This is a genomic window from Paenarthrobacter sp. A20, from assembly GCF_024168825.1.
Lineage (GTDB): Bacteria > Actinomycetota > Actinomycetes > Actinomycetales > Micrococcaceae > Arthrobacter.
Map to the genome: position 1 here is coordinate 3,501,915 of NZ_JALJWH010000001.1, position 23,681 is coordinate 3,525,595.

At 64.1% G+C, this 23,681-nt stretch carries 20 protein-coding genes and 1 pseudogene; 10 read left to right on the plus strand and 11 right to left on the minus strand.

The window, feature by feature from the left end; all coding sequences use genetic code 11:
• Window positions 1-50: 50 nt before the first annotated feature.
• The gene (locus tag J3D46_RS16140) at window positions 51-455 is read right to left on the minus strand and encodes a cupin domain-containing protein (RefSeq protein ID WP_231341283.1); all 405 of its coding nucleotides are present in this window, start codon (window positions 453-455) and stop codon (window positions 51-53) included.
• A 20-nt stretch (window positions 456-475) separates the two neighbouring features.
• Window positions 476-1,372, minus strand: a complete 897-nt coding sequence (locus tag J3D46_RS16145; protein WP_231341284.1) for a helix-turn-helix transcriptional regulator — start codon at window positions 1,370-1,372, stop codon at window positions 476-478.
• 130 nt (window positions 1,373-1,502) lie between these two features.
• Here J3D46_RS16145 and J3D46_RS16150 point away from each other — a divergent pair, with 130 nt between their 5' ends.
• Both J3D46_RS16150 and hrpB read left to right on the plus strand, forming a co-directional pair.
• Window positions 1,503-2,546, plus strand: coding sequence for an NAD(P)-dependent alcohol dehydrogenase (locus J3D46_RS16150; RefSeq protein WP_253468193.1), 1,044 nt, complete (start codon window positions 1,503-1,505; stop codon window positions 2,544-2,546).
• A 92-nt stretch (window positions 2,547-2,638) separates the two neighbouring features.
• Window positions 2,639-5,290 (plus strand): ATP-dependent helicase HrpB, encoded by a 2,652-nt coding sequence (gene hrpB / locus J3D46_RS16155; RefSeq protein WP_253468194.1) that lies wholly within the window; start codon window positions 2,639-2,641, stop codon window positions 5,288-5,290.
• Here the strand turns inward: hrpB and J3D46_RS16160 are convergent.
• The gene (locus J3D46_RS16160; RefSeq protein ID WP_253468195.1) at window positions 5,287-6,921 is read right to left on the minus strand and encodes an amidohydrolase; all 1,635 of its coding nucleotides are present in this window, start codon (window positions 6,919-6,921) and stop codon (window positions 5,287-5,289) included. The genes hrpB and J3D46_RS16160 overlap by 4 nt on opposite strands.
• Window positions 6,911-8,368, minus strand: coding sequence for an APC family permease (locus J3D46_RS16165; RefSeq protein ID WP_253468196.1), 1,458 nt, complete (start codon window positions 8,366-8,368; stop codon window positions 6,911-6,913). Before J3D46_RS16165 ends, J3D46_RS16160 begins: the two co-directional genes overlap by 11 nt.
• A gap of 159 nt (window positions 8,369-8,527) precedes the next feature.
• Between J3D46_RS16165 and J3D46_RS16170 the strand changes: the two genes are divergently transcribed.
• The 3 genes and pseudogenes from J3D46_RS16170 to J3D46_RS16180 all read left to right on the plus strand — a co-directional run bounded on the left by J3D46_RS16170 (window position 8,528) and on the right by J3D46_RS16180 (window position 12,163).
• Window positions 8,528-9,145 (plus strand): TetR/AcrR family transcriptional regulator C-terminal domain-containing protein, encoded by a 618-nt coding sequence (locus tag J3D46_RS16170; RefSeq protein ID WP_253468197.1) that lies wholly within the window; start codon window positions 8,528-8,530, stop codon window positions 9,143-9,145.
• A complete protein-coding gene (locus tag J3D46_RS16175) occupies window positions 9,142-9,894 on the plus strand; it encodes a M50 family metallopeptidase (protein WP_253468198.1) in 753 nt (250 codons plus the stop codon). The genes J3D46_RS16170 and J3D46_RS16175 overlap by 4 nt, the downstream gene beginning before the upstream one ends.
• Before the next feature lie 161 nt (window positions 9,895-10,055).
• Window positions 10,056-12,163, plus strand: a pseudogene (locus J3D46_RS16180) (elongation factor G-like protein EF-G2).
• Window positions 12,164-12,166: 3 nt separating this feature from the next.
• On the opposite strand, the gene J3D46_RS16185 reads toward J3D46_RS16180, so the two are convergent.
• Complete coding sequence (locus J3D46_RS16185; protein ID WP_231341292.1) at window positions 12,167-12,832, minus strand: alpha/beta family hydrolase; 666 nt, start codon at window positions 12,830-12,832, stop codon at window positions 12,167-12,169.
• A 76-nt stretch (window positions 12,833-12,908) separates the two neighbouring features.
• Here J3D46_RS16185 and ligD point away from each other — a divergent pair, with 76 nt between their 5' ends.
• On the plus strand, window positions 12,909-13,934 hold the full coding sequence (gene ligD, locus J3D46_RS16190) for a non-homologous end-joining DNA ligase (RefSeq protein WP_231341293.1): 1,026 nt from the start codon (window positions 12,909-12,911) through the stop codon (window positions 13,932-13,934).
• Between the two features lie 12 nt (window positions 13,935-13,946).
• Window positions 13,947-15,047: a serine hydrolase gene (locus tag J3D46_RS16195; protein ID WP_253468199.1), complete on the plus strand. Its 1,101-nt coding sequence runs from the start codon at window positions 13,947-13,949 to the stop codon at window positions 15,045-15,047.
• Between the two features lie 2 nt (window positions 15,048-15,049).
• Here the strand turns inward: J3D46_RS16195 and J3D46_RS16200 are convergent, their stop codons facing one another.
• The 6 genes from J3D46_RS16200 to J3D46_RS16225 form a co-directional block, all read right to left on the minus strand.
• Window positions 15,050-15,670 carry an L-threonylcarbamoyladenylate synthase gene (locus J3D46_RS16200; protein WP_253468200.1) on the minus strand — a complete coding sequence of 207 codons (621 nt, stop codon included), beginning with the start codon at window positions 15,668-15,670 and terminating at the stop codon, window positions 15,050-15,052.
• A 20-nt stretch (window positions 15,671-15,690) separates the two neighbouring features.
• Entirely contained in the window at window positions 15,691-16,557 is an 867-nt protein-coding gene (locus J3D46_RS16205; protein WP_256491451.1) for an ABC transporter permease, read from the minus strand.
• On the minus strand, window positions 16,547-17,518 hold the full coding sequence (locus J3D46_RS16210) for an ABC transporter ATP-binding protein (RefSeq protein ID WP_253468201.1): 972 nt from the start codon (window positions 17,516-17,518) through the stop codon (window positions 16,547-16,549). The genes J3D46_RS16205 and J3D46_RS16210 overlap by 11 nt, the downstream gene beginning before the upstream one ends.
• Window positions 17,515-18,633 (minus strand): DUF2092 domain-containing protein, encoded by a 1,119-nt coding sequence (locus J3D46_RS16215; RefSeq protein WP_253469238.1) that lies wholly within the window; start codon window positions 18,631-18,633, stop codon window positions 17,515-17,517. The genes J3D46_RS16210 and J3D46_RS16215 overlap by 4 nt, the downstream gene beginning before the upstream one ends.
• 76 nt (window positions 18,634-18,709) lie before the next feature.
• On the minus strand, window positions 18,710-19,627 hold the full coding sequence (locus tag J3D46_RS16220; RefSeq protein WP_253468202.1) for a BadF/BadG/BcrA/BcrD ATPase family protein: 918 nt from the start codon (window positions 19,625-19,627) through the stop codon (window positions 18,710-18,712).
• On the minus strand, window positions 19,624-21,060 hold the full coding sequence (locus J3D46_RS16225; RefSeq protein WP_253468203.1) for a sugar porter family MFS transporter: 1,437 nt from the start codon (window positions 21,058-21,060) through the stop codon (window positions 19,624-19,626). Before J3D46_RS16225 ends, J3D46_RS16220 begins: the two co-directional genes overlap by 4 nt.
• 111 nt (window positions 21,061-21,171) lie before the next feature.
• On the opposite strand from J3D46_RS16225, the gene J3D46_RS16230 reads away from it, so the two are divergent.
• The 3 genes from J3D46_RS16230 (at window position 21,172) to J3D46_RS16240 (ending at window position 23,658) form a co-directional block, all read left to right on the plus strand.
• Complete coding sequence (locus J3D46_RS16230; protein WP_253468204.1) at window positions 21,172-21,903, plus strand: GntR family transcriptional regulator; 732 nt, start codon at window positions 21,172-21,174, stop codon at window positions 21,901-21,903.
• A gap of 1 nt (window position 21,904) precedes the next feature.
• A complete protein-coding gene (locus J3D46_RS16235; RefSeq protein WP_231341299.1) occupies window positions 21,905-22,699 on the plus strand; it encodes an IclR family transcriptional regulator in 795 nt (264 codons plus the stop codon).
• 173 nt (window positions 22,700-22,872) lie between these two features.
• On the plus strand, window positions 22,873-23,658 hold the full coding sequence (locus J3D46_RS16240; protein WP_231341300.1) for an SDR family NAD(P)-dependent oxidoreductase: 786 nt from the start codon (window positions 22,873-22,875) through the stop codon (window positions 23,656-23,658).
• Window positions 23,659-23,681: the final 23 nt, after the last annotated feature.

The following is a 23,681-nucleotide window of genomic DNA, read 5'->3' on the forward strand; positions in this document are numbered from 1 at the left end:
GCGCCGGTCAAACGCCGGTCAATGCGTCCACCACAATCGATCATGTTCGTTCACCCCGGGTAGCCATACTCCTCGTCGCTGACCAACTCGCCCCAGGTCGTCTCGGAACCATCAGCAACCCCGGTGGTTTCCCACATGGCCAAGTGGCTCATGAAGTGGTCAGGGGCAGCGCCGTGCCAGTGCCACTCGCCTGGAGGTGTGTAGATGGTTTGGCCCTCCTGGACCACCTTTACCTCGCCGCCGCGGGCCTGAACCAAGCAAACCCCGTCAGTGACGTGCAGTGTTTGCCCAGCGGCATGGGTGTGCCATGCGGTGCGGGAACACGGTGCGAAGCGGACGAGATTGACCCGCAGCTGCGAGGGAGCTTCACCCTTGGCGATGACGTCAAAGTAGACATCACCGGTGAAGAGTTCTGCGGGTCCTTTGGTGCTGATGGTCTTGGGGAAGATGTCCATGATTCCTTTATCGTTCCGGGTTACTGGTTGTGGATGTTTCGGGCAGGCGCTGATTCCCGGGGAATCTCCAGCGTGGTGGCGGCCCAGCTTGCGAGCAGTTGCAACGCGTCCGCTGTGCCCGTGCCGGGTTCGGCGTTGTAGACGGTCAGGGTCAAGCCGGCGTCGGCGGACAGATCCAATGCCTCGTACAACAGATGCAGGTCGCCCACGATCCTGTGACGGAAGTGCTTCTTCCCGGTGTAGTGCTGGCGGACATTGTGTGACGCCCATCGGACCCGGAATTCCTCGCTGCGGGTCGACAGCTCGCCTACCAAGTCACTGAGCCCCCTGTCGTAGGGATCCTTGCCGGCTTCGGTCCGCATGATGGCCACGGTGTCGTTGGCGGCACGTTCCCAGTCCGTATAGAAATCGTGGCTGCGCGGGTCAAGGAAGAGGAAGCGCGCATGGTTGGGCGGCCCGGCCGGGCTGTCGTAGATGTCCGAGTACAGCGCCCGGCCCAAGGCGTTGGTCGCCAGCAAATCCAGGCGCCCGTTGCGGATGAACGCGGGCGATCCGGTGATTGCATCCAGGGTAAGTTGCACGCCTGGCCGGATGGCCTGCTTTCGGATCGGACGACGACGAGACCTGCCGCCGTCGCTCGCCGCTCGTGCGAGGTCGTAAAGGTGGGCGCGTTCGGCGTCGTCAAGCTGCAGTGCGTTGGCCAGGGACTCCAGTACGCTTTCCGAGACACCGGAGAGATTTCCGCGCTCCAATCGGGTGTAATACTCAACACTCACTCCGGCGAGCATGGCCACCTCCCCGCGACGAAGGCCCGGGACACGGCGGTTGCCACCATAGGCTGCCAGCCCAGCCCGTTCGGGGGTGATTTTCGCCCGCCGGGTAGCAAGAAAGTCGCGCGTCTCAGTCCGGTTGTCCATGCTTTCAACGGTATGGCCTATGACCAGCTAAGGGAGTCCCTGTCATTACCCCTCACAGCAGTAACTCCTTCCGTTCAGGGAATCAGGGTTAGATGGAGTTATCCAACAAAGAGAACCACGCAGGAGAAACATGCCTACCGCTAATGCTTACGCTGCCCCCTCGGCCACGGGCGACCTGACCTTGACTACCATCGAACGTCGTGAGGTGGGCCCCAACGACGTCCACATCGACATCAAGTTCGCCGGCATCTGCCACTCCGACATCCACACCGTTCGCGGCGACTGGGGCCCGCAACAGTATCCGCTGGCTCCCGGCCATGAAATCGCCGGCATCGTCACTGAGGTCGGCCCGGAGGTCACCAAACACAAGGTGGGCGACCGTGTGGGCGTCGGCTGTATGGTCAACTCCTGCAAGGAATGCAAGAACTGCCTGGCCGGAGAAGAGCAGTACTGCCTCAACGGAAATGTGGGCACGTATGGTGCTGTTGACCGCGACGGCACCATCACCCAGGGCGGCTACTCCAGCCACGTGGTGGTGAACGAGGACTTCGTCGTCACCATCCCGGACGGCCTGGACCTCGATGTCGCTGCGCCGCTGCTGTGCGCAGGCATCACCACCTACTCGCCGCTCCACCACTGGGGCGCCGGCCCTGGCAAGAAGGTTGCCGTCGTCGGACTCGGCGGGCTCGGCCATATGGCCGTCAAGATCGCGCACGCCATGGGCGCTGAGGTCACGGTCCTTTCGCAGTCACTGAAGAAGATGGAGGACGGGCTGCAGCTTGGCGCGGACCACTACTACGCCACCAGCGATCCCAGCACCTTCGAGCAGCTCGGCGGTACGTTCGACCTCATCATCAACACGGTCAGCGCCTCCATCGACATCAGTGCGTACCTTCAGTTGCTGACGCTTGATGGAACGTTGGTCAACGTTGGCGCTCCGGCCGAACCACTTCCGGTGAACGTATTCTCGCTGATCACGGGTCGTCGCCGGTTCGCCGGTTCAGCCATTGGCGGCATCCGCGAAACGCAGGAAATGCTGAACTTCTGCGCAGAACACGGATTGGGCGCTGAGATCGAGGTCATCCCGGCCAGCAAGATCAACGATGCGTACGAACGCGTCCTTGCCTCGGACGTCCGCTACCGCTTTGTCATCGACGCCTCCACCATCGGCTAACAGGCACGGCAGGCACAGAAGCCACAGGAAAGGCCACGCCCCCGGATGCGGGCGTGGCCTTTCCCGTGCCAGGCACCAGAGACAATGGTCTGGTGACTTTCAGACTGGACACCATCGGCAAGGGCTTGGTCTTCGCTGATTCCCTTGAGGCCTTGGCAAACGCCGTGAAGAATCAGGGCGACGGCGGCACTGCAGTCGTGCAAGCACCACCTGGTACAGGCAAGACCACCTTGGTTCCACCGTTGTTGGCCAACCTTATCGATCAACGACAAACAGGCCGGACACGTGTCGTCGTCACCCAGCCGCGGCGTGTTGCTGCCCGTTCAGCAGCCCGCCGTCTGGCGTCATTGGACGGCAGCCGCCTGGGCGGCAAAGTGGGTTACACCGTCCGTGGTGAGAGCAAGACCAGCCAGGAAACCATGGTGGAGTTCGTCACGCCCGGCATCCTTCTCCGACGCCTCCTCGCCGACCCCGGCCTCGAAAGCACCGATGCCGTAGTTCTGGACGAGGTCCACGAGCGGGGCCTGGAAACGGACCTCCTTGTCGGCATGCTCTCCGAGGTCCGGGAGCTCCGGGACGACCTCATGGTGGTGGCCATGTCGGCAACCCTGGATGCCGCACGCTTTGCCGCACTGCTGGGGCGGAACGGGTCAGGGGATGCCGACGACGGCGGGCCGGCTCCCGTCGTCGACTGCCCGTCCGCGCTGTATCCCCTGGAGGTTCAATGGGCTCCTGCCGCTGAACACCGGCTCAACGACCGGGGCGTGGCCCGCAGCTTCCTGGACCACATCGCCCGCACTGCAGCGACAACCCACGCTGCGGCGCTGGCCAAGCACGACGACGTGGACGCGCTGGTTTTCCTCCCTGGCGCCCGTGAAGTGTCCGACGTCGTGACGCGCCTTCGCGCCCAGGTGCAGGGGGACGTTGAGGTACTGGAGTTGCACGGCCAGATCGGGCCGGACGCCCAGGACCGCGCCGTTTCAGGCCGGGCGCCAGGAGGCCCGCCGCGGATCATCGTGTCGACTGCCCTTGCGGAATCGTCCCTTACCGTTCCCGGCGTGCGGTTGGTCATTGATTCCGGGCTGTCAAGGGAACCGCGGCGGGACTCAGGCCGTGGAATGTCCGGACTGGTGACAGTGTCCTGCTCGCGGGCTTCGGCCGAGCAACGTGCTGGCCGCGCTGCGCGGCAAGGACCGGGCACCGTGGTCCGCTGCTACGACCAGCAGGCCTTGGCGGCCTCCCCGGCGCATCAAACGCCCGAAATCTCGGTCGCAGACTTGACCGGAGCCGCGCTCGTCCTTGCGTGCTGGGGTGCGCCGGGCGGCAAGGGCCTGAAGTTGCCTGATGCGCCCCCGCCCGGGGCCATGAACGATGCCATGGAGATTCTTCGGGAACTTGGCGCTGCCTCAGCCGACGGCTCAGTCACCGCCTTGGGCAAGACCTTGGCCCGTGTCCCCGCAGACCCACGGCTTGCCCGCGCCCTGCTGGATGGAGCTGCGGTAGTTGGCAAACGTGCAGCGGCCGAGACGGTGGCCCTGGTCTCCGGTGACCAGCGTGCACCGGGCGCAGACCTCACAAGGCTCCTGACCTCCCTGCGGTCCGGCTCCGACCCCGGTGTCCGGCGATTCGCTGAGGACGCGAAGCGGATGGAATCGATCGCGCGTCAGGAGGCGGCCGCCGTCGTGCCTTCACTACCGAAGACGGAGGTCACCGCGAGGGAAGCGCCTGGCTTTGTGGTGGCGTTGGCGTTCCCTGACCGGGTGGCCCGGCTGGTTCCCGGTGATGGATCCACCACGTACTTGCTGTCATCCGGGACGCGGGCAGGGCTGCCGGCGGGAAGTCCACTGTCCGGGCATCACTGGCTTGCGGTGGCCGAAGTGTCTCGCGCACAGGGCCGCGATGCAGCCGGAACGGGTGCCGTGATCCGCTCAGCCGCTCCCTTGACGGCGGAACTCGCCGAAGCTGCGGCGCCGGATCTACTGGTCAGCAGGGTGCAGGCGAAGTTTGACCAGGGCAAGGTGACTGCCCGGCTGGAACGCCGACTGGGCGCGATCGTCCTGTCGTCCACACCTGTCCGTCCCAGCGCGGAGGCCGGACGTCACGCTGTTGCTGCGGCGCTGGGAAAGGCCGGGTTAGCGACCATTGGCTGGTCCGCCACAGCTGATGCCCTGCGAAGGCGGCTGGCGTTGCTATATCACCAGCTCGGCGATCCCTGGCCCGACGTCCGTGAGCCCAATCTCCTGGCCCGGCTTGAGGACTGGCTGGCCCCGGAACTGGAAGCGATGGCCACCGGGACCTCCGTTAATTCCATCAACCTCACGGAACCTTTGCGGCGACTGCTGCCCTGGCCCGAGGCATCCCGTCTGGACAGCCTCGCGCCCGAGCGGCTTGAGGTCCCCAGCGGCTCGCGGGTGCGGATCGACTACCCCGAAGTTTCGGACCGTGGGGATACGGGCGACGGCGGCAGGCCGGTTGTGGCGGTCAAACTCCAGGAATGCTTTGGCTGGGACCGCACGCCGCACCTCGTCGAGGGCCGGGTACCTGTGCTCTTTCACTTGCTGTCACCGGCAGGCAGGCCCCTGGCCGTTACTGATGACCTCGCGTCTTTCTGGTCCGGTCCGTACGCCCAGGTCCGGGCCGAGATGCGTGGTCGCTACCCCAGGCATCCCTGGCCCGAAGACCCTTGGACCGCGCCGGCCACCGCCAGGACGAAGAACCGGATGGGGTCCGGTCCCTCCAGCTAGGCCAGCCGTTCCAGCATGAACTGGATCTCGCCGTCCACGAACGTTCCCACTACGGCGCTGGCGGCCAGCTCGTCCGGGGCTGTGGTCAGGGGGTCGTGCTCAAACGCGGTGAAGTCTGCCCGTTTTCCTACTGTGATGGAGCCCGACACGTCCCACAGGCCGGCAGCCTTTGCCGCGTGCGAGGTGTAGCCCTCCAGCGCCTGGAGTGCGGTGAGTGCCTGGGCCGGCGCGATGGGTTCCTGCTCCGGATGTCCGGATCTCCGGCGCAACTGTGCATCGGCGATGATCGGAAGTGGCTCAAAGGGTGCGATCGGCCAATCCGAACCGATGCCCAACGTCACTCCTTCCTCGCGAAGGTCCCTGCAGCGCCATGCCCGCTCCGCCCTTTCAGTGCCGAGACGGGTCGACCAGTTGTCACTGTGATCCGCGAGGGAATAGTGGGTGCAGTGTGTCGGTTGCATGCTGGCCACCACGCGCGACCCCTTGAAACGAGCGACGAGCTCGTCCGGGACGGTCTCGAGGTGTTCGATCCTGTGGACGGTCCGGTTCAGGATGTCCGCTGGAACAATGCCGGGGAGCGACTCCAATGCGCTCAACACATGCTCCACTCCCGCATCACCAATGGCATGCGTCGCTGTCGGGATACCGCGCGATGCGAAGTAGCGGACGGCCGCGGTATATTCCTCCGGCCGTGGCCAGAATGGTGCGGTCGACTGGCCGTGAACATCAGGTTCGTAGAGCCAGGCTGTCCCGTTGTCCACGGTTCCATCGACGAAGAGTTTGATGGCTTCAACGGACCACCGGCGGCCGCCCGTACCAATCGTGCGGGCAAGTTCCTTCCAGTCGGTTTCATCGCTGCCCGGCATGCACCACGGCGCTGCCCGCAGCCGCAGCGGCAGCCCGCCGTCGGACTCCAACGCCTGGAAGAGTGCGCTGGATTCGTCACTGTGGTCCATGATGTGGCCCCCCGTCAGTCCCGAGCGGGCGAAGTCCTTCAAGAGATCGCCGAGGCGTGCCTTACGTTGGTTGAAGGTCTCCTGCGGGATGTGCCGTTGGACGAGCTCCATGGCTGCGGCTTCAAGCAACAAGCCGGTGGGGTCGCCGTCGGAATCGCACACCACTTCGGAAGCCTGCGCGAATTCGTGCGGACCGTGGATGCCGGCCAGTTCCAGCGCCCGGCTGTTGGCCAGGGCCGAGTGGCCGTCGAACAACCTGATCATTGCGGGCTTGTGGCCGCTGACGTCGTCCAAGACGCTGCGGTGCAACGGCGCTGTCCCAAAGGCATTCGGGTTCAGCCCCCATCCACGCAACCAACCGGCGTCGCTGGCAGCTTCCGACGACAGCAGGGCTTTGACCTCATCCAGCGTCGTCGCTCCGGACAAGTCAACGCCGATAGTCAGGTCCAGGCCGAATACCGGGTGGAGATGGCAATCCACCAGGCCCGGAGTAAGCGTGGCGCTGCCCAGGTCAACCACCCGCGTGCCGGCTTGCTGCCACTGCTGGGCATCCATGCGGCTTCCGACGGCGGTAATCACGCCGCCGCGGACGGCTATGGCCTGGACAGGCTGTCCGTGGGTTTGCCCATCCATCGTGTGGATGGTGTCGGCAAGGACGATGAGGTCAGGAGTCATGGGTTTCGTAGCTTCCAATCCGGGCGAAGACGTCGGGGCGGGTGGTGCGCAGGCTGCGGGCAATCAGCAGGCCTGCCAGGAAAACGATGGGGGCAACAAGGATCAGGATGGTGTTGGTCAACGCGTCGGCAAAGGTGAGGAGCTCGATGTTGATGGCGATCAGCGCCACTACGCCGAAAAGCAGGATGGCCGAGGCGACGCTGAGCGGAAGGAGCAGGCGGTTGGTGACCGCCGCGGGGTTGCGACGCAGGTAGATGAACGCTGCGACCGACACCAGGCCCTGCAGCGCAACGATCCCGAAGATCCCTGGGGTGTTGACCCAGATCAGCAACTGCTTGTAGGGGTCGGCTCCGGCAATGGCGCAAATGATGATGACGACGGCGGCCAGGATGGTTTGGATCTGCCCGGCGCGATGCGGCGACTTGTATTTGGGGTGTGTCCTGCCGAGGAAAGCCGGGAGGACGCCGTCTTTGGCAAGCATGTAGACGTAGCGGTTAATAGCATTGTGGAAGGCCAGCTGCGAGGCGTAGACGCTGGTCACGATGAGGACGTACATGACCACCTCGGCCCACGGTCCTACGTACTCATTGATGGTGGCGAAGAACATTCCATCCGCCAGTTCGCCGGCAGCTGCCACCACGTTTCCGTCACCGTAGGCCTGGATGACGGTCCAAACGATGAAAGCGTAGAACACGGACATGAACCCAACGGCGATGTAGGTTGCCCGCGGGACGGACCTGTCCGGGTTGCGCGCTTCACGCCGGTACAGCACGGTGGATTCGAACCCCATGAAGGCCGCGAAGCAGATCGCCAGGATGGCAAGGACTCCGGGGGTGAACGCGTGCTCCGGGGAGAACGAGGCGAAACTGATTCCTTGGGCGCCGCCACGGGCGAGGATTGCCACGCCCATGATGCCCAGGATGGCGGTCTCAGCGATGAGGAGGACGCCCAGGACTTTGGCGCCGACATCAATCCCGCGGTAGCCGAGGAACCAGACGGCCGCAATAGCAACCAAAGCAACTACCGGCCACGGTACGTCCAGGCCGAAGAGGGTGCTCAGCATGGCTTGGGTTTGGACCGCGAAGAGTCCGTAGACGCCGATTTGCAGGCAGTTGTAGGACACGATTGCCAGAATGGCCGAGGCCAGCCCCACTGTTTTGCCCATGGCCAGGGTGATGTAGGTGTAGAAACCGCCGGCGGCCTTGACGTGTTTGGTCATGGCCATGAAGGAGATCGCGAAGACGAGCAGGACAGCGCCGGCAATGACATAGCCCATGGGGGCGCCGATGCCCCCGGTGCCGATGGCTACAGGCGCCACGCCGGCCATGACAGTCAACGGGGCTGCGGCAGAAATTACCAGGAAGGCGATGCCGCCAGTGCCAATGGCATTCCGTTTGAGCCCGCTTCCAGCATCCGCTGCTGGAGGTCGGGTTTCGAGGTCAGACATGGGGGTCCTCTGTGGTTATTGGGGGAGGGAAGTTTTAGGAGGATGGAACATAAAGCGAAAGGCTTTCGTTTATCGTAGGGTCTTGTGACTCGCAGCACAATACTTCGACGCAAAGTTCTGGCTAGAGTCGTAACAACAACCCTGAATGGAGACACCCGTATGGCACGCCCGCTGGTCCCGCTGATATCCATCGATGCACTCGTTACCGCCGCTCTTGAGTTGGTGGACGAGGCAGGAGACTTCAGCCTGCCGAAACTGGCCAAGCGGATCGGGGTCAGCCAGTCGTCCATCTACAACCACGTCAGCGGGCGTGAGGAGATCCTTGAACTGATGCGCGGCCGGATCATCGCTGAGAGCCCCTATGTCCTCGGGGACGAGCAGGATTGGGAGGCCGCGCTCAGGGCGATCGTCAGAAGTTACCGTGACGCTTTTGCACGCCATCCCCGGCTCGCTCCGCTGTTGGTCCTCCAAACGGTTCAGGATAATCAGGTTCTTGCCCTCTACGAGAACCTTGCCGTGGCACTTGAGAGTGCGGGATTCCGTGGCCGGGACGTGGTGTCAGCGATCTCCACCATCGACAGTTTCGCGCTCGGTTTCGCACTGGACCTCGCCGCCCCGGACGTTGTCTGGGCGCCGCCCGCCCAGGGATTCCCCAGGCTTACCGGCGCCCTGGCCCAAGCAGGTCCGGCTGGGAAGCGCGGTGAGGCGGCCTTCGATTTCGGCCTCGAGATCCTCATCGCCGGCCTCCACGCGCGTCTTCAGTCGACGGTGCTGTGACGGTGGAAGGTGCCGGGAACATCGCCCAAACCTGGTGGGACTCCGTGGTGCGCGGTTTCTCGGAGACCCACACCACGGCAGTGCCATTGCCTGCGCTGCTCGGCATCCTCGCATGTGCCATCCTCCTGAGCATTCCACGCGTTACGTGGCGCTGGTTCGGCCTCTATGTAACGTTCGTCCATGAACTCGGCCACGCCTATGCGGCGCTGATGACCGGCCGCTTCGTGCACAGCCTCCGCATCGGGCTCGACCATTCCGGCCGCCTCGTCAGCAGTGGACGGAGCGCATTTGGTGCGGCATGGTCAGGGTTTTGGGGCTACCCGGCGCCCGCCGTGGTCGGGCTGGGCCTGATTGCCGCCTGTGCCGCAGGCAGGTCGGGCGCGGCCATGTCCGTCGGAGCCGTGGTCCTGCTGGTGTCGCTGATTTTCCTGCGAAACCTTACCGGGATCCTCGTAGCGGTACTCAGTGCCGCCGTCGCCCAGGTCCTGGTTCTGTTTGCAGCCCCCACCACCGTTAACTATGTCGTGCTTGCCCTCGGCATCGCCCTGTCCGTCGGCGGCGTCCGGGACCTCCTCAAGCTTGCCGGCGTCCACACCCGGCGCCGGGAAAGGCTCGCGGCATCCGATGCGTTCATCCTTGGCCGCACTACGGGCGTCCCCGTATTCGTGTGGTTATCGGGTTTCACTGCGGTGATTGCGGGATGCGCAGCAGCGTCCGCCTGGTTGTTGTGGGGCATGCTCTCCGTATAGACCGCTGTTTGGCTGCGCTTCCGCGGTTCGACGGCGGTTGGTTCGCGTTGCTCGCTGCCTGCCCCTTGCCCTGTGGTCGCTTTTGGGTGTCCAATCCTCTTTAACGTTCGAAGTGTTTGGCATTCGGACTCCGTGCCGGGAGATAACACCAGGAGGTGCCCATGTCCGCGAAGGGCACACGCGAAACTGCAAAGGGAAGCGGCACCGGAACGCCCGAGGCCAAGCGGAGCGATAACGGATCGGCATTGGCATTGGCAGCAAGTGATCCTGCCCGCATCCGGAATGTTGCACTCGTCGGCCATTCAGCGGCAGGTAAGTCGATGCTCGTCGAGGCCCTGCTCGCAGCAACGGGCGCCATCTCCCGCATGGGCTCCATCAGCGAGGGCACCACGGTGAGTGATTCCGACCCTTCGGCGATCCACCAACAACGGTCCGTGACCATGTCCGTCGCACCAATCCTGGTAGGAGACGTCAAGGTCAATCTGATTGATACCCCCGGTTACACCGACTTCACCGGCGAATTTCGCGCTGGTTTGAGGGCCGCCGATGCGGCCCTTTTTGTTGTGTCGGCTTTGGACGGCATTGACGGTGCCACCACTGCCTTGTGGGGCGAGTGCGAGAACGTCCGTATGCCCAGGGTGGTGGTGATCAGCAAACTGGACCACCCGCGCGCTGACTTCAGTGCCGCCGTCGTGAGGTGCCAGGAAGCCTTTGGCGAGTCGGTCCTCCCGCTGTACCTTCCCGCGTCCGGCAACGCCGGCCTCATCGGAGTGCTGGAGGGCGCCGATCATCAAGGCCCGCCAGTCGCGGACGTCGAAGAAGCCAGGGGAACCTTGATCGAAGGCATCATCGCCGAGAGCGAAGACGAAACCCTCATGGACCGGTACCTCGGCGGGGAAGAGTTGCCTCTGATGGACCTGGTCAGTGATCTGGAAACCGCTGTGGCCAGGGGGAGTTTCTTCCCGGTGATCCCGACGTCTGCCGAGTCGGGGTTGGGCCTACCGGAGCTCATGGCCCTGGTGACCGATGCCCTGCCATCGCCGTTGGAACGCATCGCTCCCGCTGTGATGAAACCCGACGGTTCATCATTGAAGCCTTTGGAATGTGATCCAACCGGGCGCCTTGCCGCCGAGGTGGTTCGGACCACTGTAGATCCCTTCCTCGGCCGCGTGTGCTTGGTTCGGGTCTTCTCCGGGACCCTGCGCGAAGACTCCTCGATACATGTCGGCGGCAGGGGGCTGGCGGACAGGGGACACGAAGACCACGACGCCGACGAACGCGTCACGCACCTCTACTCGCCTGTTGGCTCCAGCCTGAAGGTCGTTCCGAAGTGCATTGCCGGTGACATCTGCGCCATCAGCAAGCTTGCCACCGCCGAGACCGGAGACACTGTCTCGGACCGCGAGGCTCCGCTGTTGATCGAGACCTGGAACATGCCCGAGCCCTTGATGCCCATTGCCATCGAGGGCGCCTCCCGCAGTGACGAAGACGCACTGGCCAAGAGCATCGGAAAGGTGGCTGCCGCCGATCCAACTCTTCGTTTGGAGCGCAACCAGGACACCCACCAGCTCATCCTCTGGTGCATGGGGGAGGCCCACGCTGAGGTGGTCCTGGACAGGCTTCGCCATCAGGGCGTCAAACTGCAGACCGTGGACGTAGTCACCCCGCTGAGGGAAACTTTCGCCACCAAGGCTGCGGGACACGGGCGTCACGTCAAGCAATCCGGTGGCCACGGCAGTTTGCCATCTGCGACATCGAGGTGGAGCCCCTCGGCCGGGGTGAAGGATTCGCCTTCACGGACAAGATCATCGGCGGCGCCATTCCCGGGACGTTCGTTACGTCCGTGGAGAAGGGGATCCGTTCGCAGATGCTCAAGGGTGTGTCTGCGGGGTTCCCTGTGGTGGACATCAAGGTGACCTTGGTGGGCGGAAAGACCCACAGCGTGGACTCATCCGATGCAGCCTTTCAAGCAGCGGGAGCGTTGGCACTCCGCGAGGCCGCCGCGGCCGCCAAAATCCAACTGTTGGAACCTGTCTCATCAGTAGTCATCAGCGTTCCCGATGACTATGTGGGTGCGGTCATGAGCGATCTTTCGGGGCGGCGCGGCCGGGTCACGGGCACCACCGCGGCAGACGGCCAGGGAACGGACATCAGTGCGGAAGTTCCTGATCAGGAACTGCTGCGGTACGCGATCGATCTGCGCGCCCTCAGTGCCGGAACGGGGCGTTTCCGCCGGTCCTACCTTCGCCACGAGCCACTGCCGAAGTAGCCCCTAGGAGTTGGCCCGGATAAAGGACGCCACTGCCGGGGCAAGGGATGCTCCCACCTCGGCGGCACTGCGCTTCAAGCCTTTGACCGCGAACGAATGGTCACCGCCTTCGCTCCACTGGAGTGTCGCCGTCGGACCGATCCTGTCCACTACGCCCTCCAGCAGGTCCGGTGTTGCAAACGTATCCCGGGTGCCTTGGAGGAAGAGCATCGGAACCGTGACGCCGTAGAGGTGTTCGTCGCGCAGTTTCTCCGGTTTTCCGGGCGCGTGCAGTGGATAGCCGAGATACACCAGACCTTTGGCAGGCATTCCTTCGGCGACGGCCATGGACGCCATGCGCCCACCGAAGGACTTGCCGGCCGCCCAGAGGGGCTCGCCGTTGCTGAGCCCGGCGGCCTTGTCCATTACCGTTCGCCAGGTGGCGATGGCCAGCGGCGGGCGATCAGGGAAACGCCTGCCGGCCTCGCGGTAGGGGAAGTTGAACCGCAGGGTGGCCACCCCTAGGTCAGCCATCGCCATAGCGAACCCCTGGAGGAACGGGTGTTCCATCCCGGCCCCGGCGCCGTGCGCCACCACCAACGTGGCAAACGGATGATCCGGCCGGATGTGGAGGGCGGATATGTCGGACTCTCCGACAGCGATGGCAACAGGTGTTTCAGTATTTGGCATGTATCCATCTTTGCCCATTGCAGCAAAAACGCCGTGGGTGCTGACGCGCGTGGCCTTAACGGGGTAGCTTGTGCCCATGGCGAGCGAAGCAACCACCGTTACTGTGCCCGGTCCCGACGGCCCCCGGGAGGTCCGGATTTCCAGTCCAAGCCGGGTCATGTGGCCGGAGGCGGGGCTGACGAAACTGGACCTTGCCAACTACCTCATCGACGTCGGCGAAGCGTTTGTCACCGCCAACGGGAACCGGCCCATCAGCCTTCAACGGTACTCAGGCAACATTGAGGGGGAGATGTTCTTCTCCAAGAATCCGCCCAAGGGCGCTCCGGAGTACGTCCGCTCGGTCCCGGTGACGTATCCCAGTGCCCGGTCGCATCCACAATTGGTGATCGATGAGCCGGCAGCGGCTGTGTGGGCGGCGCAGATGAATACGGTGGTATTCCACCCTTGGGCGTCCCGGGCCAGCGATCCCGACAATCCGGATGAGTTGAGAATCGACCTCGACCCCCAACCCGGAACCGACTTCGCCGACGCGATACCTGCCGCGCAGGAACTCCGCAACGTTCTGGCGGAAGCCGGACTGACGGCGTTCATCAAGACCTCCGGCAACCGCGGACTCCATGTGTACGCGCCGATCCACCCCAAGCATGAGTTCCTCGACGTACGCCACGCCGTGATTGCCGCTGGACGGGAGTTGGAGCGCCGCATGCCGGAGAAAGTCACCACCGCGTGGTGGAAGGAGGAACGCGGGACAAGGATCTTCGTGGACTTCAACCAGGCCAACCGGGACCGGACCATCGCCGGCGCCTACAGCCCACGGGCCGTGCCACTGGCCCAGGTGTCCTGTCCGCTGACGTGGGATGAACTGGAGAACGCCGACCCGGCAAAATACACCATCGCCACTGTTCCGGACCGTTTGACGTCGGTGGGGGACCCGTGGGCGTCCATGCACGAACAGCCTGGCGGCATCGACGTCCTGCTCGGGTGGTGGGAGCGGGACGTGAAGAATGGTCAAGGCGAAATGCCGTTCCCACCGGAGTTCCCCAAGATGCCGGGCGAGCCCATGCGCGTGCAGCCGAGCCGGGCCCGCAAGCAGGAGGAGTAAGCGGGAGTCCGCATGCCGGAAAGTGCAGCGAGGTTGGCCCTGACCGCGGCAGTCGTGTGCGGGTTGTTCCTCTGCGGTTGCACGGGCACACCGGAGCCGATGCCGTCCCAGCCCACCACGCTCGTGGAACCATCCCCGGCACCGTCACTGGAACCTTCGATGCCGGTGACGATGGCTGTTTCGCCGGCCTTCCAGGAGCTCCGGGCCACCTTGGAACTCTTCGCCAGGGAGAAGCTCGACGAAGGCGCCTCGGCGGTGCTCATCAAAGTGAAGGCCGGCCAGCAGGAGTGGAGCCACGCAGCAGGAGTGAGGAGCCGTGCTGCGCCGGTTTCGGTCCAGCCCGGTGACCGTTTTGATGGTGGGGATCAGCTCCGGACCATGGTGGCCGTGTCCGTGCTGAAGCTCGTCGAGGAAGGCCGGCTGGCCTTGGACGATCCCATCAACACCCACCTGCCAGGATCTGTCCCGGCAGGCAACCCCGTGACGATCCGCCAGCTCCTTGGTGACGCCACGGAGTTGCCTGCTGCGCCATCGCCCCAGGCCGACACCCTGCTGGGTCTTCTGGTGGAGCGGTTGAGGGGTGTGCCCCTGGAGACGTCCCTGCGAACAGATATCCTGTCGCCCTTGACCCTTGATTCCACATCGCTGCTCGTGCCGGGCTCCGCCACACCGGATGATGTGGTCCACGGCTACGTCCAGCTGAACGGGGAGACGGTGGATGTGACGTTCCCGCACGTACGGAACGGGGCTTCATCCGTACGCCTCCTATCCACGGTGGAGGACCTCACCAGGTTCCAGGCCGCGCTGCTGGAGGGCCGGCTGTTGGCGCCGCAGAGTCTCGTCTCCATGAAAGGGAGCGTGTTCGCGGGCTACGGCCTTGGCTTGGACCATTGGGAAGACCACTGCACGAACGGCTCCTACTACGGCCATGCCGGAGACGTGCCCGGATACGGGAGCATCACCATGAGCAGCGCCGACGGGAACCGCCAACTGGCCATCTTCATGGCCTATCCACCGCAGCCGATTGCACCACAGCCCTCAGCGCTGGCCTTGGAAATGACGGGACTCGCGCAGGTGGCGTTGAATTCGAGCTGCCGTTTCCACTTCCGCTGAGCCTACTCGAAGCGTGACGGATCGCCCGTTCCCCGGCGCACTACTTCGGCTGCTCCACTGGAGAAGTCAATCACTGTGGTGGGCTCGGATCCAGTGTCCCCGGCGTCGATGACGCCGTCCACCTGGTTGTCCAGCCGTTCCTTGATCTCCCATCCCTGGGTTAAGGGCTCTTCTTCGTCCGGAAGCAGGAGCGTGCTGGACAACAGCGGTTCGCCCAGTTCCGCCAGGAGCGCCTGGACCACCCTATGATCCGGAATACGTACGCCCACAGTCTTCTTCTTCGGGTGCAGGAGCCGCTTGGGCACTTCGCGGGTGGCAGGGAGGATGAAAGTGTAACTGCCGGGGGTAACGGCCTTGATGCTCCTGAAAATGTCGTTGTCAATCATCACGAACTGGCCCATTTGGGCAAAGTCCTTGCACACCAGGGTGAAGTGGTGTTTGTCATCCAAGTGCCGAATGCTCCTGATGCGGTCCAGCGCCTCCCTGTTGCCGATCTGGGCGCCAAGCGCGTAACAGGAGTCGGTAGGGTAGGCGATCAGGCCGCCGCCTTGGAGCATGTTCACCACTTGGCCGATGGCGCGTGGTTGGGGATCTTCCGGGTGCACGTCAAAGAATCTGGCCATGGAAAGAGCCTACGACAAAGCTATGACAAGACGTCCTTGTTGGAGAATTTTGCGTAGGCCAGCGCGCCGCACACTGCGATGTATCCGGCTTGGAGGAGCCCATTCCCGGCGAACGACGTCCAGGAGACCGGTTGGCGCAGCAGATCCGCGAACCCCAGCCAGTGGTGGCTGAAGAGCCATGGATGAAGCCACTCAAGCTGGGGCAGGTTGTCCAATACTTGTGAGACCACCGAAAGGACGATGGTGGCAGCCATGGCGCCTACCGGCACATCCGTGAAGGTGGAGATCAGCAGTCCGATCGCGGACAGCCCAAGGAGCGACACCGTGATGTACGCAGCGATCAGCAGGGACCTCAACGCTGACTCGCCAACGCTGATGGTGTCGCCGGACAGTAAAGTCACCGGGCCCACGGGAAAAAGTACGACGCCGGCCAGGGCGCCGGAGGCAGCGACGGTCGCCGTCGCTGCGAAACAGAAAGCAACGGCCCCGGCATATTTCACCAGCAGCAGGCGGATCCGTCCCGCGGGAGCGAGGAGCAGATACCGCAGGGTTCCCAGGCTGGACTCGCCGGCGATGGTATCGCCGGCCACCACGCCGACCGTCAGTGGCAGGAACAGCGGAACGCACACCACCAGGGCAGTCACTGCGACGAACAGGCCGTTCTGGGTGATCCGGTCCAGGAACAGTGGTCCCCGCCCGGGTGTCGTGGGCCGGGAGGACAATTTGACGGCCACGGCAATCAGGATGGGCACGGCAGCCAGGGCGATCAGCATGGCCCACGTGCGGAGCCGGCGGAACAGTACGGACAACTCCGAGCCCAGCAGCGCCCATCCGATTCCCGGTCGGCCAATGACGGCGCCGTGAGGCGAAGCAATTTCAGCCGACAACGTCGAACCCCTCTCCGGTCAGCGACACGAACCGATCTTCCAGGCTCGCTTTTTCCACGGTGAAGCCGCGGACACGGACACCGTCGGCCACCAGAGCGGCCACGATCCTCTCGGGTTCGACTCCGTTGAGTCCGGTGCCCAGCAACGCGGTGGATCCCCACGCGCTTCCAGTTCCCGGAGCTTCGCCGGGAACCAGTCCAAGGCGCGTCAAGACACTGGCGGCGCGTTCGACGTCGGGCGTTTGCACCACAACGTGCGTTTGCCCGGCAGCGCGCAACTCATCCAAAGGTCCTTGGGCCACCAGGCGGCCGGCGCTCATCACGCCCACATGGGTACACATCTGTTCCACCTCAGCCAGTAGATGGCTGGAAACGAACACCGTGGTCCCGCCTGCCGCTAGTGAACGGACCAGGCCCCGGACCTCACGCGTCCCTTGCGGGTCAAGGCCGTTGGTTGGTTCGTCGAGGACCAGCAGCTCCCGCGGCCTGAGCATGGCGTTGGCCAGCCCCAGCCGCTGTTTCATGCCGAGCGAGTAAGCGCGGACTTTCTTTCCGGCGGCGTGGCTGAGCCCAACGCGTTCCAAGGCGTCATGGACGCGCTGCCGCCGGGTAGAGGACAAAGCATGCCGATCGGCGGCATCAAGGCGCATGAGGTTGCCCGTGCCTGAGAGGAAAGGATAAAAGCCCGGCCCCTCCACCAAGGCCCCCACATCAGGCAGCACTGTTGCCAGGGCCTCCGGCATCGGCTTACCGAGGACGCGGACGCTCCCACTGTTCGCCGAAGCCAGGCCCAGCAGCACCCGGATGGTGGTGGTCTTTCCTGAACCGTTGGGGCCAAGGAAACCGAACACGGACCCACGGGGGACCGAGAGATCAATTCCATCGACGGCGGATCGGTGGCCGAAACGCTTGACCAAGCCGTGCGTTTCTATGGCGGGTTCGGCTGGGACGGGTTCCTTCACAGTGCGGCAGCGGCTGCCTGGAGCCGTTCCAAGGGCACCATGCCCGCGTAGATGCGGCCGTCGTCGAGAATCAGGATGCTCACCAGCGATGTCCTCAACGCCCGGCCGCCGGCAACTGGCTCCAGCGTTTGCGCAAACTGGGGATTGGAGGTCAGCCCGGACGGAGCAGAACCGGCGGGCAGGGCGATGATCGAATCCCAGCCCTGTCCTGTGACAGTGGCGCGGGGGTGGCTGGTCGTGGGGGAACCCTCAGGGGCCGTCATGGTTGGAACGGGCTTGGCCGGGAGTGCCTTCTCCGACACCGTGGCGCCCGGGGGTGGGGTGAAGTCGAACAACGCGGCATCCGGTGTGGACAGGTCCAGCTCAGTGAAGGCAAGCGAATACGCCGGTTCGGTTTGCCCTTTGGCGCGGACTTCGATGCCCAACGGAAGCCCGGTTTCCGCGTCGACGTCGATGGTCACCGAGTCAACCAGGGTTTCCGCGCTGCGCGGGTGCAGGCTCACACGGTATGCGCTGCGGCCGGCTACTGAGGAAGCCTCGCCGACCGATACCCCTGTGCTGTCATCAATGGCGGCCAGGAAACGGCTCGCCATGGCCTCAGGCGTGGGCACGTCCCGCGCAGACGTGTCCGGCGACGGCGTGGGAGGGAGCGATTCCCTCGGCCCCGCGAAGGACGGGACTTCCGCTCTGCTTGGCGCCGGCATGGTCAAATGCGTCGCGCTGTTGTCCGCAGAGTTGTAGAACCACGCGTCACCACCGTTGATCACGACGTCACGCTCGGCCATGCGGTCCAAGACCTGCAACCGGGCCTTGAACGGGCCATCGAGGTAAACCCGGGCCGTGTGCGACCCGGTCAACAGTTCCATGGCTGAGGCCGCTCCTGGGGCGGTTCCCGGTCCTGCAGGGACCTCGGGTAACCCAAGCCCGGCGGTCTGCTCCACTGTGCCGGACAGTGCCCGCACCTCGGTGCGCGCGATCATGGCCAGGACCTCGTCGGCGGTCTTGGGTGGGAGGGACACCGTGGCGCCGGCCTGTACGGAGCCGAACATTACTGCCATCGCCACCACAAGGGTGATCAGGACGGCAGGCAGCCACCGCTGCTTGGTCCGCGCCACTGCTACCAACCACCACACGTGAAAGGCATAAATCCAGACTACTCCGGATAACCGTCCGGATCACCTGCCCCCTGCATCAGGCCCGGATAAGTTGGCGGGCCAATTCCACCGCCCCGTGGACTGGGGTTTGCTTGAGGATCCGGATCAACGACGGATCTTCCAAGGAAACCTTTCGGCCAACTGACCCGGCAAGTTGGGTGTGGTTCACCAACAAACTGCCTGCCATGACCAGAGGCAGGTCCAAGCCAAGCTCTCCCAAGACCTGCCTGGCCAGCGCGGCCAGATGATGGGCTGCCTCTGCCTGGATCCGCAAAGCGGCCGGATCGCCTTCAGTTGCCAGTTCAAGGACCAACGGAGCGAGCACAGCCCAGTGGTCCGGCTCAGGCTTCGCATAGAAGGAGTCCATGAGTTGCAACGCATCCACACTGGCCGTTGCGGCCATGAGCGCGCGGACAAGAGTGCCAGGTTCCAGCCCTGCGTAATACTCCCGCAGCGCCTCGCGCACGGCATCACGCACCACCGAATAGCCGCCGCCTTCATCGCCCAGCAGGTAGCCGTATCCACCGCTGCGTGCTTCGCGTCCGTCATGGTTGCGGCCCCACGCCACCGATCCGGTGCCCGCAACCAGGACAACACCGGCGTCGAGGCCGGCCGCCGCGAGCACGATCCGCGTGTCATGGACCACGTCTATTCGGGCGCCTGGGAAGTGTTCCGTGAGCAGGGCGGACAGGACTGCCCGGCTGGCCGGGGTGTCCGCGCCGGCTGCTCCTGCGCACACGGCCTCGATTCCGCCACCGACGCTTGCGGCAATCCTCCGCAGGACGGCATCGGCGCCCTGATGGCCCACTGAGGAAAGGTTGGCACTGGCTTCGGTAATCTCTACGCCGTCCGTGGAAACGGCCCCGCCCTGCTCTTCGCTCGTGAGTGCACCGCCTGAGCGGACGGCGTGCGTCTTGGAACCGCCAATGTGCAGGCCCAGAACTGCGGGCGTCACCGGATGGCCGCCGCTTCATCGTTTTTTACTGAGGGACCGGCAGGGGTGCCGGCTTCGTCGTCGGGCCATTTGCCGCCGTTTTCCCAGAACTGCTGTATTTCCTCCAACTGACGTCCCTTCGTTTCGGGTGCGAACTTTCGGACAAACATAAACCCGAGGATAGCCAGAACACCGAACACTGCGAAGGTTCCGGCTCCTCCGAGTCGCTGGAGCATCGTCAGGAAGAACGCGGCAACCAGCACGTTGGCCACCAAGTCCGAGGTCAGCATGGCGCTCGCTCCGAGGGAACGCAGCCGCGAAGGAAAGCTTTCGCCGGCGTAGACCCAGACCAGGGCGCCGAAGCCGAAAGTGAAACCGACGGTGAAAAGAAGGACGCCGAGGAAGCCCAGCACAGTGAGCAGGCCGCCGAAGTTCTGTCCTGCCATGAAGACCCCTACCAAGAGGACATTGGCCAGCACCATCATGCCGATGCCCGTCAGGAGCACCGGGCGGCGCCCCAACCGGTCCACCAGGGACAGGGACACGAAGACGGCAAACAACGCTGCAACCTGGACTGCTGCAGGGAGGAGGAGCAGCGCAGCATTGCCGCTGAAGCCCATCGCTTCGAAGATGCGGGGACTGTAGTACACGACTGCATTGATGCCTGTTATCTGGATGAAGAAGCCCAGGCCCACCACGAACACGGTTGCTCTCAGGTAGGGAGTACGAAGCATTTCGCGAAGGCCACCCCCGCGTTCTTCACTGATAGCCTGCTGCATCTCTGCGAGTTCGGCCTCCACGTCACTGTCCGGCTCGATGGCGGAGAGCGTCCTCCTGGCTTCTGCAGTCCGTCCGCGCATCATGTACCACCGCGCGGTATCCGGGAGTTTGATGACGATGGCCAGGACAATGACTGCCGGGACGGCGGCCAAACCCAGCATCCACCGCCAGGAACCGGTGCCGGCCAAGGCATAGGCGGCCACATAACCCACAATGATTCCTATGACCGTTGCCACTTGGTAGGCCACCAGGAGGGCGCCGCGAACTTTGGCCGGCGCTGACTCAGCGACGAAAACCGGGACGACCACCACGGACACTCCGATGGTCAGGCCCAGCAGGAGCCGTGCGATCAGCAGGGTGGGTACATCGTTCGACATTGCGCTGAGTACGGCGAAGAGCGCGTAACCCACGGCGAGGCCCACCATGCAGGCTTTGCGTCCAAGGCGGTTGGAGAGCCAGCCGCCCACCAGTGCGCCGAGGACTTCTCCTGCAACGACGGCGGTCGTCACCAGTTCCTGCTGGGAAGTGGTGAGGTTGAACTGCTTGGTGATGAAGAGGAGTGCACCGGCAATATTCGACATGTCGTAGCCGTAAATCACTCCGACGGTCGCGGCAGCGCCGCCCACCAGGAGCCCGAGCCGGGGTGTTTGCCGTAGGTCGTGCAGGATCGACATCTTTGTCCTTGAATCTGTGGAAAAGTAGGGTCTTGCCGGATTGGTTCCGGAATTGGTTTAGACCAACCTGCTCAAGATTGGCATAGACCAATAGTGTTGTCTACAAGTAGGATGTCCAATATGTCCACAGACGTCGGAGCGGCAACGCCCAAGTACTACCTTCTCAAGACCGAAGTACTTGGCCTGATCGCCGGTCTCCAGCCCGGCACGCTCATCCCCACGGAGCGTGCGCTCGCCGAGCAATACGCGACGTCACGCACTACCGTCAGGCAAGCAATCAGCGAGCTCGTGGCAGAGGGGAAATTGGGTCGCATCCAGGGGCACGGCACGTTCGTCGCGCCCCCGAAAGTGACGCACGTCAGGCAGTTGACGTCCTTTTCCGACGACGCCCGCAATCAAGGTTTGCGCCCGGATTCCAGGGTGCTTGCCCTCGATGTCGTGAAGTCTGACGCCGACGTCGCAGCCCACCTGGGTCTTGACCAAGGCGATCCGGTAACCCGGCTTGAGCGCATCCGTTTGATTGACGGGGAACCACTGGCGCACGAGATGGCCTGGCTGCCCGGCAAGCTTCCGAGATTCAAGTCGAACCTCGCCAAGGCGGGCTCGCTGTACGCCGTATTGGCAGATGTCTACGGGATCCATATCGCCGACGTCGAGGACACCGTGGAAACCGCCCTGGCTGGTCCGGCCGACGTCAGGTTGCTGGGAATCGAGATGGGGGCGCCCTTGCTGGTGGTTCATCGCATGGCACGCGACGCCGCTGGAGCCCCTGTGGAGTGGACCCGCAGCGCCTTCCGGGGGGACAGGTTCCGGTTCGTATCCCGCGTGAAGTCCGGAGCCTGAAGTGGCCAACTCGTCCTCGGGTGAGTCGGTTATCCGGCGAGTAGTCCGGTTGGTAGGAGCGTTCGATGACGCCCACCGCACCATGAGCGTCGCCACCTTGGCCCGGCGTTCAGGGCTCCCTGTCACAACGACGTACCGCCTGGTGGACGAACTCCTCGCCGAAGGGTTGCTGGAGCGGGAAGCGAGCGCCGAGGTTCGCATCGGCACGCGGCTGTGGGAGCTCGTGTCCAGGAGCTCCCGGATGGTTGGTCTCCGTGAAGCGGCCCTGCCCTTCATGGAGGACGTACAGTCGGTGGTCCAGCATTCCACCACCTTGGGGATCCTCGACTCCGACGAAGTTCTCTACATCGAACGGATCGGCTCGCGGGATTCCATGGTGGACATCACCAAGGTTGCCGGCCGCCTGCCGGTTCACGGAACCTCCTCCGGCTTGGTACTGCTGGCCTATTCGCCGCCCGCCTACCAGGACCTGTTTCTGGCGGGAACCCTGGAGAAATTCACCGACGCCACGCTCACCAATCCCACTGAACTCCGCCGCCATCTGGCGGGCATCCGGCAACGCGGATTCGCTTCGATGCCAGGGATCATCGTCCCCGAATCCAGCGGCATCGCAGTCCCCGTCTTCGGGCGTGCGAATACAGTGGTCGCCGCCCTGAGCGTCGTGGTCCCAAGGAACGAAGAAAACGCCGCTACCCGGGTGCCGGTCCTGATGACGGCGGCTCGCGGAATTTCCCGGGCACTCGGATGGCGCGGAGAGCTCAAAGGCGCCCTCCGTCAAAGCAACGGAAGCATCTGATTCCCGTTCATCGGTAACGCTGTGGTTCCACTCACACCCACGCTGGCAGAGTGGAAGCCAGCAGGGCATTTCGCCCGGTAACCACACACACGGCCCCTTGGGCTCCGTTCCGTGCTGCCCTGCGCCTCAACCAGGTTTCAGCAGCCGCAATGCCGCGGCAGGAGGAGTTGGTCATGGAGACCGCAACGCACGCACATCAGGAACCCATAACCCGGCGGGTCGCCGGCAAGGTGGCCATCATTACCGGGGGCAGGGGAGACCTTGGCAGCGCAACGGCCCGTTTGCTGGCCGATCACGGGGCCACCGTTGCCAGCCTGGACCGGGCCGGAACGCCCGCCACAGCCAACCACCCCGGCATTACCGAGTACGACGTCGATGTCACCGATGAAGCCAGCGTTGCGGAAACCGTCCGGCTGCTCAGCGCAGAACTCGGTACGCCGGATGTCCTGGTCAATGCGGCAGGAATCATCGGGCCTGCCGGTGCCAGCAACACCGCCACGATGGAGGACTTCAACCTCATTTTTGACGTCAACGTCAAAGGTGTCTGGCTCCTGACGAAGTACGTCGTTCCGTCCATGATCGAGAAGAAATCCGGCAGCATCATCAACTTTTCCTCCATCCATGGACTGACCGGCGGGCGAAACGTGCCGCTGTATCACGCGACCAAAGGAGCCGTCCGCCTCCTCAGTAAGTCCGACGCCGCAGCTTATGGCACCTACGGCGTGAGGGTGAACTCCATCCACCCTGGCTCCATGAACACCCGCATGAGCAGGCGCTCGGCCGAACAGTCGGACATCGGCGCGGAGGCGTACTACAAGCAGTTGGTCGGTGGAAACCCGATTCCCCGGCAGGGTGAGCCGGACGAGATCGCCTATGGCGTTCTCTACCTCGCTTCCGATGAGTCCCGGTTCACCACCGGTTCCGAGCTGGTCATCGACGGCGGATACACCGCGGTCTGAGACACCCCACCACGCCCTAAGAG